The sequence below is a fragment of the Nocardioides sp. Root140 genome (assembly GCF_001426745.1).
In the GTDB taxonomy this organism is placed as follows: domain Bacteria; phylum Actinomycetota; class Actinomycetes; order Propionibacteriales; family Nocardioidaceae; genus Nocardioides.
Genome location: NZ_LMFI01000010.1, coordinates 1,414,500 through 1,430,222 on the forward strand (window position 1 = coordinate 1,414,500; position 15,723 = coordinate 1,430,222).

A 15,723-nucleotide genomic window follows, 5' to 3' on the forward strand; every position below is an offset into this window, starting at 1 on the left:
CCCGGCTTCCGAGCTGGCCGCGGCCGAGCGCACGTCATTGAGGGGCACGACCCGGCGCCAGCCTCTAGCCTGACCGCATGGTGACCAAGATCAGGGCATCGGGGCTCGAGGCGTTGGAGTTGTCCTCCCTGCTGCTGCAACGTCGCAGGTTGGCCGACCCGGACGGCGGGCTCTGGGAGGCCGCCGACGTGCAGTGGTGGTGGCGCAAGCCGAGCCGCTCCGATGACGTCGAGAGGCCGTTCTGGCTCGATGACGACGGCCCGGTCGCCGGCGTGCTGATCTCGGCCGACGGTGACGGCTGCCAGATCGACCCGATCGTGGTGCCGGGCGCTCTCCCGATCGAAACCGTCTTCGCGGCGGCTCTCGAGATCGGGCAGGCCCACGCACCGGGCGGATTCGAGATCCCGGTCGACGATCACGACACGGCGTTGCGCCGGTTGGTCGCGGACGCCGGGCTCACCGCGGGATACACCGACAGCACGGCTTGGCTCCGCGCCGACGAGCGCGGAGAGGTCAGGGCTCCGGCCGATGGCTTCACCGTCGTCGACCGCAGCCAACGCACGGAGGCTCAGCATCCGTTGCTCAAACGCGCCGGTGAAGGTGTCGTGCAGCGCCTGGGGCAGTGCACGCTCTACGACCCTGAGCTCGATCTCGCGGTCGAGAGCGCCGACGGTCAGACAGCGGGATATGCGTTGTTCTGGGCCGACCCGGCCACGTTGGTCGGGCTGGTCGAACCCGTGCGGGTCGAGGACGACTTCCAGCGACGTGGGTTGGCCTCGACGCTGGTCACGGCGGGAGTCGCGCGACTGGCCGCTCGGGGCATGGAGCGGATCAAGATCTCGTTCGGGTCCGAGGCCGCTGGGGCAACCTACCGGGGCGTCGGGTTTGTTCCGACCTCGACGACCACGTGGTACGGCGACACGTCGGCCACGCCCTGACCGATCGTCTCGACGCCGGTTCCCTCGAATCACGCCGTCCCGAGGGACGTGAACACTGACCAGACTCCGAGGGCGAACATCACGAAGAAGACCGCCAGGATCACGAGATACATCCGGCGCAGCTCCACCACCTTGCTCCGATCGGGGTTCCTCGGGTCGTACATGATCTGGAGGCGGTCTCCGCCTCGTGGATCACCGGAGGGATTGACCGCAGTGCCGGTCCGGTCCGTCTCGTTGGCATCCGAGAAGGCATAGGTCACGGTCGTCGTGGTGGTCTCCGAGCCGTCACCCTGCCGCGACTTCTCGGTCCTCCTGCCCGTCACGGTGGCCTCGGCACGGGACCACGTCCTGCGCCGCAGCTGGTGGCGGAGGTAGATGAGAAGCACGATCAGGAAGGGCGCCATCAGCATCACGCTGATCAACAAGCCGGCCCACTCCGGAAGGTCGTCGGATCCCATGTCCGCTCCTTTCGCCGCGTCGTCCAAGCGTAGGACGAAGATTGCAGGCCGGATCGCGCGGGCCGATCACCGCCACCTGTCCGGACGCCACGGGGATATGGTGTGCGGCATGGCCGCCGAGCCGTCGTACACCATCGCGCCACTCAGCTCCGAGACGTGGCCGGCCTTCGACGCGCTGGTCCAGCGACACAACGGCATCTTCGGCGGCTGCTGGTGCATCTGGTTCCACCCTGACGGGCCCGAGCGCGGCCAGGGCGCCGACGCCAACCGTGCACTGAAGAAGGCCTACGTCGAGCAGGGCAAGGCTCACGCCGCACTGGTGATGGACGGCGACGAAGCCATCGCGTGGGCCGAGTACGGCACGCCCGTCGAGCTACCCACCCTGCACCACCGCAAGCAGTACGACGCCACCAAGACCACGGACCCCGACTATCGGATCACCTGCGTCTTCGTCGACAAGCGGCACCGGCGCGCGGGAGTCACGGAACTGGCCATCACCGGCGCCCTCGACCTGATTGCGCAGGCCGGCGGCGGACTGGTGGAGAGCTATCCGCACGATCTGACCAACCAGACCAAGAAGATGTCGTCGTCGTTCCTCTACAACGGCACCCGTCGCCTCTATGAGCGGCTCGGGTTCACGTACGACCGGCCCAAGGGCCTGAAGAACTGTGTCATGGTGAAGACGGTGGGGCCTGCCTGAGGTCCAGCCGCACGAGGCAACACCGGACCCTACGATGTGCCACACATCGAGCATCGTCGAGCAGATCCGAAGGAACCCATGTCCGAGAATGTGACGGCCGAGCTCATCCGGGCACTCGTCGACCACATGGGAGGTCCCGTCGTCGACTGGGACGGGTGGGAGTCGTTGGCGATGATCCTCGAGTTCCCCGGGGGCGAGTTCAACGAGGCGCACGGCTTTCTCTATTCGCCCGACGGCACCATCTCGGCCGTGGCCTCTGACTCCGGGGCGGTCAGGCCGGCGGTGGACGCCTACACGGACAGTCATTACCAACCGGGTGAGGCGCGGCCGGTGCAGGTGCTCGTGCAGTTCGACCGTGGGTCCGGCAAGTACACCGTGTCGATCGAGGACGCCGACGAGACGCGTTGGAAGATGACCCCGCGGAACCGCAACGAGTTCCGGGACGGACTCCGCCCCCGCTTCGACTGACGCAGGCACCGAGACCGCCTGACCTCGGGCGTGACGGACGTTCGCGACGAGGTCAGCGGCGATGGCCGATTCACTGTCCGTGCGGAGTGCGCCTGCCTCGCCCGGCCACGACGAGCGTGACCGGGCGAGCTGATTGCGACGCTCAGGGCGTGCCGGACGGCTCGCTGACCAGGAAGCCGGAGTGACCGTTGCATGAGTCGCCCGGCTGGAAGCCCGAAGCCTTGCGCTCGGCGGGGGTCGCGCCGAACGCTTCCCTGGAGTGGCCCCAGTTCTGCACGTTGCCCGGACCAGCGGGCTCGCCCTCGCCGCCGTCGGCGAGGCCGGAGAAGGTGCAGATGGAGTTGGCGTGGGCCGGACCCTGGGTGGCGCCGCCGTTGCCGGTGACCTCGCCCGCCGTCGCGGGTCCGGTGGAGAGGAGCAGGGCCGCGCCCATGGCTGCGGTCGTGACAAGAATTCGGCTGGTACGCATGAGTTGCCTTTCCCTAGACCGAGAGGGCGCCACATGGGAGCGCGGAGCCCGCCTAGGCCAGCGAACCACCGGCCGAGGGCGCTGCGCATGCCCAATATGCGGGAGACGGGGCACCCTCAGTTCGGCCCCGCAGGTTGGTGCGAGCGGGCGCCTAGTCGTGTTCGAGGGACGGCTCGTCGGGCGTCTGCGTGGTGAAGCCCGCGTTGATCCGGTTGAGTGCCTTGACGCAGGCCGCCATGATCAGCACGAGCACGGCGGCGACGCCGAGGAACCACAGCGGCGGCAGCGCCAGCCAGCCGGCCTCGCCCCAGGTGCGGTGGCCGTCCTCACTCTCGAGGCCGACCAGGTCACCGTCGACGAAGATGCCGCCGACCACCTCGTCCTCGAGCGACTGGCCCGAGTGGCGGGCGATCTTCAGCTTGATTCCGTCGCGGTCGCCGTTCTCGGTCTCGAAGTGGTGGGTCTTCGACTTGGTCTTGCCATAACGACTGATCGTCGCCGAGTCGAACGTGCCGGGCCGGATCTCGAGGCACTCGCTGGTCGCCTTGCCCGCGCATTCGGGCAGGCTGCGCAACTCTTTCCGTTCGTTGTCGATGGTGAAGAACCAGCCGAGCACAAGGCCCAGGAAGCTGAGCACCAACAGCAGGGCCAGGCCCAGCCGGAGGTTGTGCTTGGCCTGCGACATGCCCTCGGGCGCCGCCCATGAAGAAGAATCCATGATGCGCACAATGTCCATCTTGTTCGGGTCCAAACGTGCTCGATTCGCGACGTCCTACTGCGTGGCGGCGTCGAGCCACGCATCGGCGTAGGCGACGTTCACTTCCTTGATGCGGTCAGCCAGGTGCGGGAACTCCGCTGCCCAGTCGAACGGCAACCACTGACCGTGGCGCCACACCAGGGGGTGCGGGCTGATGTGGTCACGGCCCCACGTGATCGCTTCGCGCGCGGCCTTGAGGATCGCGAGCATTCCGTCCTCGTCGCGACTGCCCGTCATCACGAACCGGAGCCGCGAGAGCGCGGCCACCACGAGGTCCCCGTTGGGGACCAGGGTGTGGATTTCCGGCCAGGTGATGGGCAGGCGCGAGCTTTCGATGATCGTGGCGCGGACCTTGGGGTCCACCAGTACGGCGGCCGCGAGGTCGGCGTGGCTGATCCAGCAGGTGCCGTCGCGCGCGACGTGCTTGCCGACCTCGGCCTTCGCGACTCCGGCCGCGATGAGCTGAGCGAAGGTCACCTGCTCCTGGTCCTCCCAGAGCACCATGTCGTCCTCGGTGACGGCCTCGTACGTCGCGAAGGCGATCCGGCGATCGACACCGACGAAGAGCTCTCCGCCGACGTGTTCGACCCAAGGACGGGCACTGGCTTCGGGTGTGGTCTCCGCGATCAGGGCGAGCTGCTGGGCGTCGTACACGTGCAGCTGCAGATGGCGCTCGATGTCACCCAGCGCCGGCATCTGCCGCTGCCTCCACGCGCGGTCCGGTGCCTCGCTGCGCACCAGCGAGGCGATGGCACGGATCGGCTCGTCGAGGAGCTCTGGCCTCGTGGCGCGGAGCGCAGGGCCGACCACGTCCTGCCATCTCTCGAGCGGAGCGGTGGGCTCCAGGTCGGCGGTCGCCCCTTCTGCGTCACGGACGAGGGCCAGCACCGCCTCCAGCATCTCGGCCGGCACCTGTTCCGGCCGACGACCTCCGAGACCGCTCCAGGTCTCGCGCCGGTTCGTGTAGTACAGGACGGCCTTGTCGAGTTCGGCCAGGTGGACGCCCTCCTCGGCCCGCGCCTCGTCGGCCCAGTACTCCCGCACGTTCCTCCAGTCGGCCGCGACCTGCACCCGACCCTCGAGCGCCTCGAAGAGGCGGCCCTTCCCGATCAGTGTCGGATCACCGCCGTGGGCGATCAGGCTCTGCAGCTGGTACGACGTGAGGCCCTGCGCGGCGACGTACGCCTCGACCTGTTGGTCGGTGCCGAGCAGCACCACGTCGATCGCGCGGGCGGACTCCTTCTTGTTCGGCTTGCCGTTGCGGTCTTCTCGACCGGCGTGCTCGGCCAGGGGTTGCAGCACGCACCACAGGATCAGGTGACGGGCGAGACTGGTGCGGAGGACGGCGAGGTGCTGCTCGGTCAGCGCGAAGTGGAACTCACGGATGTCATGGCCGCGGTTGAAGTCGACGCCCATCTTCAGCTGGAGTTGGTCGCCTTCGCGGATGACCTTGGGGATCCAGCCTTGCGCCTCGACGGCGTACACGACCTCGCTCATGGGACCAGTCTGGTTGATCGGAGCCCGGCCTCTCACCAGGCAACGGCTCCGTGGTGGTCGATGAAGGTGCCGGACTCGGCATTGTCGGGGAGGGTCGCGGCATGCGCGACCACCAGCGAGGCCTCAGCTGGCGTGAGCGGCGCCTGTTCCATGTTGGCGGGAGTGAGGTCGGTCTGGACGAATCCCGGGCAGACCGAGGTCACCTTGATCGGGGTCTCGGCAAGCCTCTTGGCCAGCGCGATGGTGACGCTGTTGAGGGCCGCCTTCGATGCTTGGTAGGCCGGGACAACCACTTCATAGAACGGCGAGCCCGGGTCAGTCTGGTCACTCAGCGAGCCCATGGTGCTCGAAACGTTGACGATGCGGCCCATCGGGCTACGGCGTAGGAGCGGGAGGAACGCCTCGGTCACGGCGACGGCTCCGAACACGTTGGTGGTGAAGGTGGTCAGGAACAGTTCGGGATTGGCGAACTCGTGCGCCTCGTCGTCGGTGGCCTCGGGCAGGATGCCGGCGTTGTTGACCAACACGTCGAGTCGTCCGTGCACGGCGGTCATGGTGGCAACGGCCGATGCGATGGAGTCGTGCGAGGTGACGTCGAGCTGGATTCCACGGACGTCGAGGCCTTCGCTTCGCAGCGACCGAGCCTCCTCCTCGGCTCTGCCTGCGTCCCGGGCCGCAAGCAGCACACAGGTGCCGTTCTTGGCCAAGGTCCTGACAGTGGCGAGGCCCAGACCGCGGCTGGCGCCGGTTACGAGGGCGATCGTCATGAGAGTTCTCCATCCCTGGATGGTGTGGCCGTCTCGAATGCCGAAAGGGCCGTGGAGTCCTCAGTCAACGCGGGCGGACGTCGAAGTGCTGGCGAGAATCGGACTCCGCGTCGAGGCCCTGACAAACAGCTCTCCGGCGGCGTCGATCGCGATCAGCGACGATCCGGCTCCATCGCTGCCACTGCGTTCGCCGCCTGGATCTCCGGAACGTGCTCCTCGGCCCAGAGCCGTACGGCGCGCAGCGGCTCCAACAGCGAGCGGCCGAGCACGGTGAGCTCGTACTCGACGCGAGGCGGGTTCTCCTCGAAGTCGGTGCGAGCAATGAGCCCGTCTCGCTCCAGGGTGCGCAGTGTCTCGGTCAGGACCTTTGGGGTGATGCCCTGGATGTGCGTCTTGATCTGGACGAAGCGCAACGGCTGGTGCTCGAGCGCGTTGAGCACGAAGACCGTCCATCGGGCGCCGATGCGGTGCAGGACGACACGGGAGGGACAGGTGCGAGACATCACGTTGTAGCCCACCGACGTTCTCCAGTTCCCTTGCAGTAACTCGGTATCCAAAGCATACCGTCACGGTCATGACTCAACGAGAACTGGACGGACAGACACTCTTCGTGATCGGCGGCGGACGGGGCATCGGCGCGGCCATTGCAACGCGGGCGCGACAAGTTGGCATGGTGGTGACGGTGGGCGCTCGCGATCCACTGGCGATCGACGGCGCCGTACGCCTCGACCTCACGGACGAGGCGACGATCGCCGCAGCCTCCGCGCAGATCGGTGCCGTCGACCATGTCGTCACCCTCGGCTCCCTCCCCCACGATGCTCCGGTCGCCGGGCTCGACCGCGACCGGATGGTCGCCGCGTTCGAGGCGAAGGTGATCGGTCCGATCCTCGTCGCGAAGCACTTCGAGATCCGTCAGTCGATGACGCTCTTCGCCGGCGTCGTCGGCTGGCGGCCAGGACCCGGGTCGATCGTCAAGGGGATCACGAACGGAGCGGTCGACTACGCCGTCCGCCACCTCGCCGCGAACCTCGCGCCCGTGCGGGTCAACGCGATCGCGCCAGGCATCATCGACAGCGGCGCGTGGGACGCCAAGGGAGAAGCGAAGCCGGCTTTCCTCACGGGGGCGGCCGGCCAGACCCTTGTCGGCCGACACGGCGAGCTGGACGACGTCGTCGATGCGGCGCTGTGGCTCATCCGCTCGCCGTACGTCGACGGCGAGACGATCCACGTCGACGGCGGCCGACGCTGACGCGACTCTTCAGCCAGACCTCAATGTTGGGGCAGAGTCTTGCGCTCGGTCGCCCTGCCACGTGACTGTAGCCAGATGCCCGACTTCACCTGGCTCCCGGCAAACCAAGCGACGACCGAGGACGTCGAAGCGCTGTTCGCCACGGGAGGCGCCGGCAAATGTCGTTGCCAGGCGATGAAGGTGCCCGGTTGGATCTGGCGCGACACCACGCAGGATCAGAGGGACGCGGCCCTGCTGGAGCAGACCGCCTGCGGAACCACCCGGCCGACGTCCGGGCTGATCGGGTACGTCGACGGCGAGGCGGCCGGCTGGGTCGCCGTCGAACCGCGGGAGAACTACCCCAGGCTGTGGAGCCGCAAGCAGGCATGGATGCGGATGGATCCCGAGCTCGAGGGCGTCTGGTCCGTCACTTGTTTCGTCGTACGCAAGGGCTTCCGCAAGTCGGGGCTGACCTATGAGCTCGCCCACGCCACCGTCGAGTACGGCGAGCAGGTCGGCGCCCGTGTCCTGGAGGGCTACCCGATCGAACCACCGCCCGGTAAATCGGTGATCTGGGACGAGGCGTCGGTCGGGCTGGTGCAGGTCTTCGTGGAAGCCGGCTACGAGGTGGTGGCCACGCCCACCCTCCGGCGGCGAGTTGTGCGGCGAGAACTGGCCAGCACGCCCCGCAGCTAAGGTCGGCCCATGAATCGGGTCATGGCGGGGATGACGATGGCGGCGCTCGTGTTGATGGGCGGATGCGACGACGACGACCAGGTGACGGCGACCCCCGAGGCCCTGGCGGCCGTGGCCCTCGAGCACACCGGCATCGAGCCAACACTTGTGGAAGGGTCGACCGAGGACGGTGACATCGGGGCATCGATCGAGTTCGACAACGGCCACCAGCGGCTGGGCGTCGGCGTGAAGGAGGACCCCGGATCAGGGGACGAGCCCTGCGACGACCGCGGAACCTGCACGACCATCAGCACTGACGCCGGCGACGTACAGCTCTATTGGGAGGACGAGGAACCGGAGGAGGACCCCGGCCTCGTCATCGTCACCTTCGCATCCGATGAAGGCGTCAACGTCGCCTACTATGCCGGCGACTCCATCACCGCCGACCCGCGAGACCTCGACCTCGGTGTGGACGTCGACGACATGGTCGCGATCGTCACTGACGAACGGTTCGGCACCACCACGACCACGGAGCTGACCGAGGTCGACGTGCCGGGCTGGGCCGAGGAGCCCACCGAACGGACGCCCCAGACGATCGCCCACCACCTGACCACGGTGCACCAGACCCAGCACAGGATGGCTGCATTTGAGGTCGACGCCGGTGAGTACGGCGAAGGCAGCATCGGCGCCACCGTCGAGCTAGAGGACGGCATCACGATCACCGGCTACTACGTGCCGGACGCCGAGCGCGCCAAGGTCTGCCCGAGCGGATGGACCTGCACGCCGGGGCAGGACGGGGAGATGCTGGAGGGCCACCCACGCAACCAGGTGGACGACTTCTCCGAGCCAGTCGCCCTCAAGTACCGCCTCGTGTTCCTCAGCGACGACGGCTCCGCCACGATCGTGGTCCGCGACGGGATCCCCTTGGCGGGGTGGGATCCCAGGGATTCCATGGACCACGTGGCCCGCAACCTGGGCCGGGTGGACGGCGTCGAGGCAGAGGACCTCGTCGAGATCAACGAGATCTGGGAGCAACGCTGAGCGCGAGTTGCCCTCGTCGGACGCGTCCTTGGGGTGACCGGGCGCCTCGGAGCGCTCCAGGGTGCGCCTCGTCACCGCTTCGGCCCTTCCCGGTCCTCGTTCTCGAGCTCTGCCAGGTGCACCAGCGCCGGAAGCGCCGCCACCAGGGCCTCGATTTCGTCCTCGGCGAGTTCGTCGATCAGCCGCGCGAACGCATCGACGCCAGCCTGGCGCCGCGTCTCGACGTACGACGCGCCGGCCTCGGTCAGGCACACCAGCGTGACCCGCTTGTCGGACGCGTCGCCCGTCCTCTCGACCAGTCCGGACTCCTCCAGCACCCGGACCAGGACGGTCATTGCTGGCTGGGTGACCCCCTCGATCACGGCCAGATCGGTGATCCGCCGCGGACCGGACCTGTGCAGGGTGGCCAGGGTGGCGGCGGACGTGATGCTCATGCCGCGCGGCTGGCGTCTCACAGCCCTGGTGGCCAGCCCGTAGAGGGCCGATCCGATCGCAGTGGAAGCGCCACGATTAACGGCTTGACGCGCGGGGCGTCGCCGTCGAGGTGGAGGTCGAGTCGAAGGCCCAGGCCATCGAGGCGCTCCGCGCGGGAGTCGAGTGGATCATGCTGGACAACATGTCCCTCGAAGACATGCGGGACATCGTGACCATGCGCGGGCCGGATGGGCCCCGACTCGAGGCGTCTGGATCCATCACGCTGGACACGGTGAGGGCCGTCGCGGAGACCGGGGTCGACGCGATATCCGTCGGCGCCATCACCCACAGCGCGCCGGCCTTCGACCTCAGTCTGTTGTTGACGCCGACGGCACCTCATGCGTGAACGCGCCCTGGCTGTCAGTTCGAAGCCGGACGTGTCCGGCCGATCACAGGAGGTTTCCATGGCCAAGGGCTACTGGGTCAGCGTCTACCGCACCATTTCCGACCCGGACAGGCTGACCGCCTACAACGAGCTGGCCCGAACGGCCGTCCAGGCTGGGGGCGGGCGCACCCTGTCCCGTGACGGTCGAGTCGTCGCCCACGAGTCCGGGACCACGCAGCGCGTCGTTCTGGTCGAGTTCGACAGCTTCGAGCAGGCCGTCGCGACGTACGAGAGCGTGGCCTACCAGGAGGCGCTGGGCGCCCTGTCCGACAGCGTCGAGCGCGACTTCCGTATCGTCGAGGGCATCGACTGACCGGCCCGCGGGCCGCGTCGCGGCTGGCCGTCGGCCAGGGCGTACCCGGCGCGCACACCCCCGCAGAGTTGTTCGGAACAGAACTTGCCGAGTCCTGCGGCGGCGTCCACTCCCTCGCCACCCAGGACTCCTGATCTCGCTGCGGATCCCCCAGTTGGTGTCGTCCTGCCAGCATGTCGCCGTCCTCCGGCTTGCCTGTGCTCGTGCGGGGCGACAGGGTGGCCCCATGGTGACCAGGGATCGCGACGAGGAGGGCCGGCCACGCCAGGCCAGGCCGCGCGACGAGCTCGGCCGACCGCTGCCGTACGGCGCTGAGGGCGTCGAGCCGGTCTCCGAAGATCCCCTACCGCCCCTGCAGACAGTGCGATTCGCCATCGAGCTGCTGGACCAGGGCCGGCCGTTCTCGGCCCACGAGGTCTTCGAGGCCCGCTGGAAGGACGCCCCTGACGCCGAGCACGACCTCTGGCAGGGACTGGCCCAGCTGTGCGTGGGGCTGACCCACGCCCTCCGCGGCAACGCCACCGGCGCCGGGCGGCTGCTCGAACGCGGCAACGGCCGGCTTGAGCGCTACGCCGCCGCCGGCGGTCCGACGTACGGGCTGGACCTGACGGAGTTCCGGACGCGGATCCGCCGCATGGCCGGGACCGATTGACATCGACCTGCTCCTCAGGTGGCCGTCGGCTCGGGTCACCGGCTCAGCGCTGCCGGGTCCGGCGCGGCAATCGTGCCGAGCTGGACGCGCGCTCCGTACTCGTCGCGCACGCCCCAGTGCTCGGCGAGCCGATCGCCCTCGGTGCGATAGATGTGCACGGTGGTCATCGAGTAGCCACGGCCCTCCACACCCGGTCCGTGCACCGCCTCCACTCCGGCGCCGCGTGCCGTCGCTCGAACCACGACCCGGTCCTGGGTCGAGAACACGTCCTCCACGTCGTATCGGATCCGAAGAACCTGGGTGACGAAGGTGAGGATCTGCCGGTAACCGATCGGGCCGGGCGGGAGGGGGAACGGGGAGCCGTGGTCGACGAAGTCGTCGGTGACCAGCTCGTCGAGGCAGTCGAGATCACCGGAGTTGATGGCGTCGAAGACGCGCAGCGCCGCCGCCTGCGCCGGATTCAGATTCATGGCTAGACTCCTTGAACATTGGAATGACATTCCATTGGAATTGCAATCTAGTGAACTGGAGCGACAGATGGCAAGGGCCTACGACAGCCCCACCCGTGTCCAGGGAGCGCAGCGGACCCGGACGTCGCTCGTGGAGACCGCACGTGACCTGCTCCTCCACGACGGGTACGCCAGCATGACCGTGACCTCGCTGGCGGCGGCCGCAGGCGTGAGCCCGCAGACGGTCTACAACTCTGTCGGCAACAAGGCGGCCGTGGTGAAGGCGGTCTACGACCAGATGATGGCCGGCGACGACGCTGAGGTGCCGATGAGCGATCGGCCGGAGTTCCGGGCGATGTTCGACTCTGTCGACCGGCCTGCGTTCGCGCGCGCGTACGCAGCGTGGATTCGGGTGCTCTCGGGCCGGGCGGGACCGCTGCTCGGGGCACTGTTGGCACACGGCACGGATGCCACACTGCTCGAGTTCATGGCGACCATCGAGCAGGAACGGTACGTCGGCACCACCCACGCGATCACTGGAATGCGCGACCGGATCGGCCTCCCGGAACAGTCCCCGGATGAACACGGCCTCCACCGATTGATCGACGCGGTGTGGACCTTGAACTCCCCGGACTGCTACGACCGGCTGGTACGCCGCCGGGGCTGGTCGCCGGCCGAGTACGAAGCCTGGCTCGCCGGACAGCTCATCGCGTTGTTCGGCTGAGCCGACCACTCGTGCCGGACTGAGCTCCCGCGATGACCGGCTCGCCAGCGGCGACTCTCCGATGCCCGGCGTGCCGTTCAGCAGGATGAGGCGAGGCACACGCCAGCAGAATCATCGGACTCTCGTGATGCCCACCCTGCCTGGTCCGTGATGTCCGCTCGGGGACGCGCGGCTCACGTCACGCCACCGACCCAGCACGTCACGACGTCAAAAGATTGTCCATGGCGACGTAGGTTCAGCCGGCAACATTGACGGATCGGGGTCTCTTTCGTGTCCTCATCAAAGTAGCGTTCGGCGGCGCCGGTGGGCTCATGTGTTGGCGGTGGCGGTGTCAGGCGTCTCGCGGTGCGTACATGATGATCGCGACGCCGACGAGGCAAACCAGTGCTCCGGCGATGTCCCATCGGTCGGGTTTGAATCCGTCCAGCGCCATGCCCCAGGCAAGCGAACCGGCGACGAATACACCGCCGTAGGCGGCGAGAATACGGCCGAAGTTGGCGTCGGGTTGGAGTGTGGCGACGAAGCCGTAAAGCCCGAGCGCGATGATCCCGGCGCCGATCCAGACCATGCCACGGTGCTCACGGACGCCCTGCCAGACCAGCTATGCCCCGCCGATCTCGGCGACCGCGGCAGCGACGAACAGTGAGAGCGAGCGCATGACGTCCATGGCGGCGATCATGTCAGTCCGCGCCGGGCGGTTCGGTCCTGGTGGTGGCGAGCTCGAGGTGCACGGGTCTGGGATGGACACTGTCGGACGGTCGAGGCTCCTGGTGCCGCCTGCTCCACACCGCGAGCACGGACCCGATTGCGACGACCAGGGCGAACACGGTGCCGGCGAAGACGAAGGTCGCGACCGTGGCTGCGGCACCGGCGATCCCAAGCAGGGTAAGGATCGGCGCGGCGCAACAGACTGTGCAGGCTGCCGCCCCGGCGCCGTAGAGGTGACGGTCCTTGAGGGAGACCTTCACGGCTTGCTCGCCTCAGGCACGGTTACGATCTGGACGAAGGGGATCGGGCAGCAGTCCGACTCGGCGCAATGGATCAGGTCGTCGCAGCCGGCGTCACGCGCAGCGATCAGACTGGTCCGAATCACTTGCAGGTCGGCGATCTTCTGGTCGACTTCAGCGAGCTTGGCGTCGGTGCGGGACTGCAGGCCTCCAGCAGTGCCGTGGTGGTGGCGGCCTGCTTCGAGGAGTTCGGTCACCTCAGCGAGCGTGAACCCTAACCGCTGCGCCGCCTTGATGACCCGCAGAGTCGTCACGGTGGCATCCGAGTAGAGACGGTGACCGCCCAAGCTGCGGTCGGGTTCTGGGATGATCCCGCGTCGCTCGTAGTAGCGCAGCGTCTCCACGTTCACACCCGCCGCGTCAGCCACCTGCCCGGCCCGCAGGCCGGTGCTCACGAGGCTGCTCCTGCTCGGGACTCGGCGCGGGCGCCGAACGCTTCAAGCACGGGCTGATGCGCCGGTGTCGTCTCGATGGCCAGCGACACCTGGCCTTCGGCGATGACGAGCTGGAAGGAGAAGAACGAGCAGCAGCCTGCCTCCTTCGCGGCCAGGTCTGCGGCCCGCGCTGCAGTCGCCGGGTCCGAGCGCAACTCGAGTCGGATCCGGTTCGGCGACTCCCGGAAGACCGCGAGGACATCTCTGGCGAACAGGTCGTCGAACTCGCTCCGGCGCACGGGCTGCTCGACGGTTGGGAGGGTGCAGGCCTCAGGGACCCAGTCGTCGTGGATGAGATTCGTCGTCATGCCCCGACGATAAACCCGGACCCAGGTACGGGATGCAAGCCTGCGGTGCCAGCAACTGCCCGCCTTGAGGCGAGCGCTCATTGGCCAGGAGCCGCGTTGAAATCTGGTGGCAATACGACGCGGTTTGCTGGCAACCTCGGTGCCGTGAACCTCGATGTGCGCAGCATCACCGCTGCTGACTGGTCGCTGCTCCGCGACGTCAGTGTGCGGGCGCTGGCCGACTCTCCCGACGCCTTCAGAACGACGCTCGCCGAGGCGCGGGCGTTCACGGAGAACGTCTGGCGGCAGCGGGCCGAGGGCTCTGCACTGGTCCTGGTGGTGCTGGAGGACGGCCGAGCGGTCGCGATGGGTGGTGTGTTCACGCCCCCGGACAGCGCCGTTGCCGAAATCTGGGGCATGTGGACGGCGCCCGAGGCCCGCGGCCGTGGGTGCGGCGGCGGGCTCCTCGCCGACCTGGTGAACTGGTGCCGCGACCGCGACCTCGGCGTACGGCTGCAGGTGACCGAGGACAACCAGGCCGCACGCCGGCTGTATGTCGCCCACGGCTTCCAGCCGACCGGCGTGCGGGAGCCACTTCGGGAAGGGTCGGAGCTGCGGGTCGAGGAGATGCAGCTCGTGGAGTGACCCGCGGCAGTGTGTTGTTGTTGGGCTGTCGAGACGCAGCGGAGATTGACGGGTCTCAGGCGGGCAACTTTGACAGACCAGGGCTCGGCTACGCCGAGAGCAGAGTGCGCGCAATGCGGCAGTAGCGGACACTATGCCGCCGTACTGTCTGCGGCACGAGCGGACGCTACGGCGCCGTACTGATCGCAGCAAGGTCGGGGAGGAGTCTGCACACGCCCGCGCTAGGTACTCGGAGCAGCGCGTCAGGTGAGCATTGCGAGGACGACTACGCCCACGAGCACGAGACCGATGACGATGGCAACAACGATGTGGAGTGGGTTGTCCTGAGGCGAGGAGCCGGGTCGCCACAGATATCCGGGCGATGGTGGCTTGTCGTCTTCCATGCTTCCTCCTGCCTTCAGCGCGTTCGACTCTAGCGTCTTGCACGGCTCGGCGAGCACGCACCGAGCCCGACTCTCGGCATGAGCGCGCGGTTCGGCGGCGCTGATCAAGAGGCGCGCCCAGGGGAAGCGCCCGATCAGCGGCATAGAGAGAGCGTGCTGACGTCGGATTCGACGAGCACCATGTTCGGACGGCGGCGCCTGCCATCAGTTGGCCTCGCCCGTGGGATGGGGTCAACGCGGTGCCGGCGTTCGTGACCTCCGCGCTCGGGAGTTGAGACAGTCAAGGGCGGTAGGTCGCCATGATCACGCCGGTGGACGTGGTGGCACTGTCGACGAGCGTTAGCGCAATCCGGCCCTACGTCGGACCGAACAGGCGCCGGCCAGAGCCAAGCACGACCGGGTGGATCATCAGGAACAGCTCGTCGACCAGCGCGTGGGGGACCAAGGAACGGATGAGCTGACCGCTACCCATGATCACGAGGTTGCCGCCGGGCTGCTCGCGCAGGGCGCTGACCGCGGCAGGGACGTCGCCGCTCAGCAGGATGGAGTTCGGCCAAGGCAGGTTGATGTCAGGACTGGAGGAGGCGACGTACTTCGTCGTTTGGTTCAGGCCGTCCTTGAACGGGCCGCCGACCTCGTTCCAGTGGCCGAGCATGTCCTCGTAACTGCGCCGGCCGAACAGCCAGGAGAACCTATTTCCCATCCGCTCACTGAGTGCGGTGGTTATCTCCGGGGCGTTCGCCGCCTGCTGCGCCCACCCCCCGTGCCGGAAGCCGTCGCGAGTGTCCTCGTCGGGGCGGCCCGGCCCCTGCAGGACCCCGTCGAGGGTGACGTGGTTGACGACCAAGACGCGCATGGGGGGCTCCTTCCGGGACGGCTACAGGGTCCGACCCGAACCACTCCGCAAACTCATCGCCCGTCGGAGATGGTGGGTCGACCCGCCGCGCTGTCCTCGGCATGAGCGCGCGGTTC

Annotated in this window: 24 protein-coding genes and 1 pseudogene; 11 read left to right on the top strand and 14 right to left on the bottom strand. The window is 68.0% G+C overall.

Annotated elements, in window-relative coordinates; all coding sequences use genetic code 11:
* The first annotated feature begins 77 nt into the window (after positions 1 to 77).
* A complete protein-coding gene (locus tag ASD30_RS17085) occupies positions 78 to 938 on the top strand; it encodes a GNAT family N-acetyltransferase (RefSeq protein ID WP_056684005.1) in 861 nt (286 codons plus the stop codon).
* A gap of 29 nt (positions 939 to 967) precedes the next feature.
* On the opposite strand, the gene ASD30_RS17090 is transcribed toward ASD30_RS17085, so the two are convergent.
* Positions 968 to 1,396 carry a DUF3592 domain-containing protein gene (locus ASD30_RS17090; RefSeq protein ID WP_056684007.1) on the bottom strand — a complete coding sequence of 143 codons (429 nt, stop codon included), beginning with the start codon at positions 1,394 to 1,396 and terminating at the stop codon, positions 968 to 970.
* Positions 1,397 to 1,505: 109 nt separating this feature from the next.
* Here ASD30_RS17090 and ASD30_RS17095 point away from each other — a divergent pair, with 109 nt between their 5' ends.
* Together ASD30_RS17095 and ASD30_RS17100 are read left to right on the top strand one after the other, a co-directional pair.
* Complete coding sequence (locus ASD30_RS17095) at positions 1,506 to 2,096, top strand: hypothetical protein (RefSeq protein WP_056684010.1); 591 nt, start codon at positions 1,506 to 1,508, stop codon at positions 2,094 to 2,096.
* A 78-nt stretch (positions 2,097 to 2,174) separates the two neighbouring features.
* Positions 2,175 to 2,564 (top strand): hypothetical protein, encoded by a 390-nt coding sequence (locus tag ASD30_RS17100; protein ID WP_056684013.1) that lies wholly within the window; start codon positions 2,175 to 2,177, stop codon positions 2,562 to 2,564.
* A 142-nt stretch (positions 2,565 to 2,706) separates the two neighbouring features.
* Here ASD30_RS17100 and ASD30_RS17105 read toward each other — a convergent pair whose 3' ends face one another.
* The 5 genes from ASD30_RS17105 to ASD30_RS17125 form a co-directional block, all read right to left on the bottom strand.
* Entirely contained in the window at positions 2,707 to 3,033 is a 327-nt protein-coding gene (locus ASD30_RS17105) for a hypothetical protein (protein ID WP_156388756.1), read from the bottom strand.
* 151 nt (positions 3,034 to 3,184) lie between these two features.
* Positions 3,185 to 3,751, bottom strand: coding sequence for a hypothetical protein (locus ASD30_RS17110; protein WP_156388757.1), 567 nt, complete (start codon positions 3,749 to 3,751; stop codon positions 3,185 to 3,187).
* Positions 3,752 to 3,805: 54 nt separating this feature from the next.
* Positions 3,806 to 5,287 (bottom strand): DUF6357 family protein, encoded by a 1,482-nt coding sequence (locus ASD30_RS17115; RefSeq protein WP_056684023.1) that lies wholly within the window; start codon positions 5,285 to 5,287, stop codon positions 3,806 to 3,808.
* 32 nt (positions 5,288 to 5,319) lie between these two features.
* On the bottom strand, positions 5,320 to 6,054 hold the full coding sequence (locus ASD30_RS17120; protein ID WP_056684026.1) for an SDR family oxidoreductase: 735 nt from the start codon (positions 6,052 to 6,054) through the stop codon (positions 5,320 to 5,322).
* 152 nt (positions 6,055 to 6,206) lie between these two features.
* Positions 6,207 to 6,557: a winged helix-turn-helix transcriptional regulator gene (locus ASD30_RS17125; protein WP_056685194.1), complete on the bottom strand. Its 351-nt coding sequence runs from the start codon at positions 6,555 to 6,557 to the stop codon at positions 6,207 to 6,209.
* Between the two features lie 71 nt (positions 6,558 to 6,628).
* On the opposite strand from ASD30_RS17125, the gene ASD30_RS17130 reads away from it, so the two are divergent.
* The 3 genes from ASD30_RS17130 (at position 6,629) to ASD30_RS17140 (ending at position 8,998) form a co-directional block, all read left to right on the top strand.
* Complete coding sequence (locus ASD30_RS17130; protein ID WP_056684030.1) at positions 6,629 to 7,303, top strand: SDR family oxidoreductase; 675 nt, start codon at positions 6,629 to 6,631, stop codon at positions 7,301 to 7,303.
* A 75-nt stretch (positions 7,304 to 7,378) separates the two neighbouring features.
* On the top strand, positions 7,379 to 7,978 hold the full coding sequence (locus ASD30_RS17135) for a GNAT family N-acetyltransferase (RefSeq protein WP_056684033.1): 600 nt from the start codon (positions 7,379 to 7,381) through the stop codon (positions 7,976 to 7,978).
* A gap of 9 nt (positions 7,979 to 7,987) precedes the next feature.
* Complete coding sequence (locus ASD30_RS17140; RefSeq protein ID WP_156388758.1) at positions 7,988 to 8,998, top strand: hypothetical protein; 1,011 nt, start codon at positions 7,988 to 7,990, stop codon at positions 8,996 to 8,998.
* A gap of 71 nt (positions 8,999 to 9,069) precedes the next feature.
* On the opposite strand, the gene ASD30_RS17145 is transcribed toward ASD30_RS17140, so the two are convergent.
* Positions 9,070 to 9,432 carry a MarR family winged helix-turn-helix transcriptional regulator gene (locus ASD30_RS17145; RefSeq protein ID WP_056684039.1) on the bottom strand — a complete coding sequence of 121 codons (363 nt, stop codon included), beginning with the start codon at positions 9,430 to 9,432 and terminating at the stop codon, positions 9,070 to 9,072.
* A gap of 110 nt (positions 9,433 to 9,542) precedes the next feature.
* Between ASD30_RS17145 and ASD30_RS17150 the strand changes: the two genes are divergently transcribed.
* The 3 genes from ASD30_RS17150 (at position 9,543) to ASD30_RS17160 (ending at position 10,822) form a co-directional block, all read left to right on the top strand.
* Positions 9,543 to 9,818: a nicotinate-nucleotide diphosphorylase gene (locus tag ASD30_RS17150; protein ID WP_056684042.1), complete on the top strand. Its 276-nt coding sequence runs from the start codon at positions 9,543 to 9,545 to the stop codon at positions 9,816 to 9,818.
* A gap of 58 nt (positions 9,819 to 9,876) precedes the next feature.
* Positions 9,877 to 10,170 carry a DUF1330 domain-containing protein gene (locus ASD30_RS17155; protein ID WP_056684045.1) on the top strand — a complete coding sequence of 98 codons (294 nt, stop codon included), beginning with the start codon at positions 9,877 to 9,879 and terminating at the stop codon, positions 10,168 to 10,170.
* A gap of 226 nt (positions 10,171 to 10,396) precedes the next feature.
* Positions 10,397 to 10,822, top strand: coding sequence for a DUF309 domain-containing protein (locus ASD30_RS17160; protein ID WP_056684048.1), 426 nt, complete (start codon positions 10,397 to 10,399; stop codon positions 10,820 to 10,822).
* Between the two features lie 35 nt (positions 10,823 to 10,857).
* Here ASD30_RS17160 and ASD30_RS17165 read toward each other — a convergent pair whose 3' ends face one another.
* The gene (locus tag ASD30_RS17165; protein ID WP_056684051.1) at positions 10,858 to 11,292 is read right to left on the bottom strand and encodes an ester cyclase; all 435 of its coding nucleotides are present in this window, start codon (positions 11,290 to 11,292) and stop codon (positions 10,858 to 10,860) included.
* A gap of 67 nt (positions 11,293 to 11,359) precedes the next feature.
* Here ASD30_RS17165 and ASD30_RS17170 point away from each other — a divergent pair, with 67 nt between their 5' ends.
* Positions 11,360 to 11,995 (top strand): TetR/AcrR family transcriptional regulator, encoded by a 636-nt coding sequence (locus ASD30_RS17170; RefSeq protein WP_082563898.1) that lies wholly within the window; start codon positions 11,360 to 11,362, stop codon positions 11,993 to 11,995.
* Between the two features lie 331 nt (positions 11,996 to 12,326).
* Here ASD30_RS17170 and ASD30_RS17175 read toward each other — a convergent pair.
* The 4 genes and pseudogenes from ASD30_RS17175 to ASD30_RS26935 form a co-directional block, all read right to left on the bottom strand.
* A pseudogene (locus ASD30_RS17175) lies at positions 12,327 to 12,662 on the bottom strand (YnfA family protein).
* A 13-nt stretch (positions 12,663 to 12,675) separates the two neighbouring features.
* Positions 12,676 to 12,963, bottom strand: a complete 288-nt coding sequence (locus tag ASD30_RS17180) for a hypothetical protein (RefSeq protein ID WP_056684054.1) — start codon at positions 12,961 to 12,963, stop codon at positions 12,676 to 12,678.
* Positions 12,960 to 13,397 carry a MerR family transcriptional regulator gene (locus ASD30_RS17185; RefSeq protein WP_056684057.1) on the bottom strand — a complete coding sequence of 146 codons (438 nt, stop codon included), beginning with the start codon at positions 13,395 to 13,397 and terminating at the stop codon, positions 12,960 to 12,962. The genes ASD30_RS17180 and ASD30_RS17185 overlap by 4 nt, the downstream gene beginning before the upstream one ends.
* Positions 13,394 to 13,744: a hypothetical protein gene (locus tag ASD30_RS26935; RefSeq protein WP_056684060.1), complete on the bottom strand. Its 351-nt coding sequence runs from the start codon at positions 13,742 to 13,744 to the stop codon at positions 13,394 to 13,396. Before ASD30_RS26935 ends, ASD30_RS17185 begins: the two co-directional genes overlap by 4 nt.
* A 144-nt stretch (positions 13,745 to 13,888) precedes the next feature.
* Here ASD30_RS26935 and ASD30_RS26940 point away from each other — a divergent pair, with 144 nt between their 5' ends.
* On the top strand, positions 13,889 to 14,368 hold the full coding sequence (locus tag ASD30_RS26940) for a GNAT family N-acetyltransferase (protein ID WP_056684062.1): 480 nt from the start codon (positions 13,889 to 13,891) through the stop codon (positions 14,366 to 14,368).
* Positions 14,369 to 14,610: 242 nt separating this feature from the next.
* On the opposite strand, the gene ASD30_RS26690 is transcribed toward ASD30_RS26940, so the two are convergent.
* Both ASD30_RS26690 and ASD30_RS17205 read right to left on the bottom strand, forming a co-directional pair.
* Positions 14,611 to 14,751, bottom strand: a complete 141-nt coding sequence (locus tag ASD30_RS26690; protein WP_156388760.1) for a hypothetical protein — start codon at positions 14,749 to 14,751, stop codon at positions 14,611 to 14,613.
* A 355-nt stretch (positions 14,752 to 15,106) separates the two neighbouring features.
* On the bottom strand, positions 15,107 to 15,607 hold the full coding sequence (locus ASD30_RS17205) for a dihydrofolate reductase family protein (protein WP_200950097.1): 501 nt from the start codon (positions 15,605 to 15,607) through the stop codon (positions 15,107 to 15,109).
* Between the last annotated feature and the right edge of the window lie 116 nt (positions 15,608 to 15,723).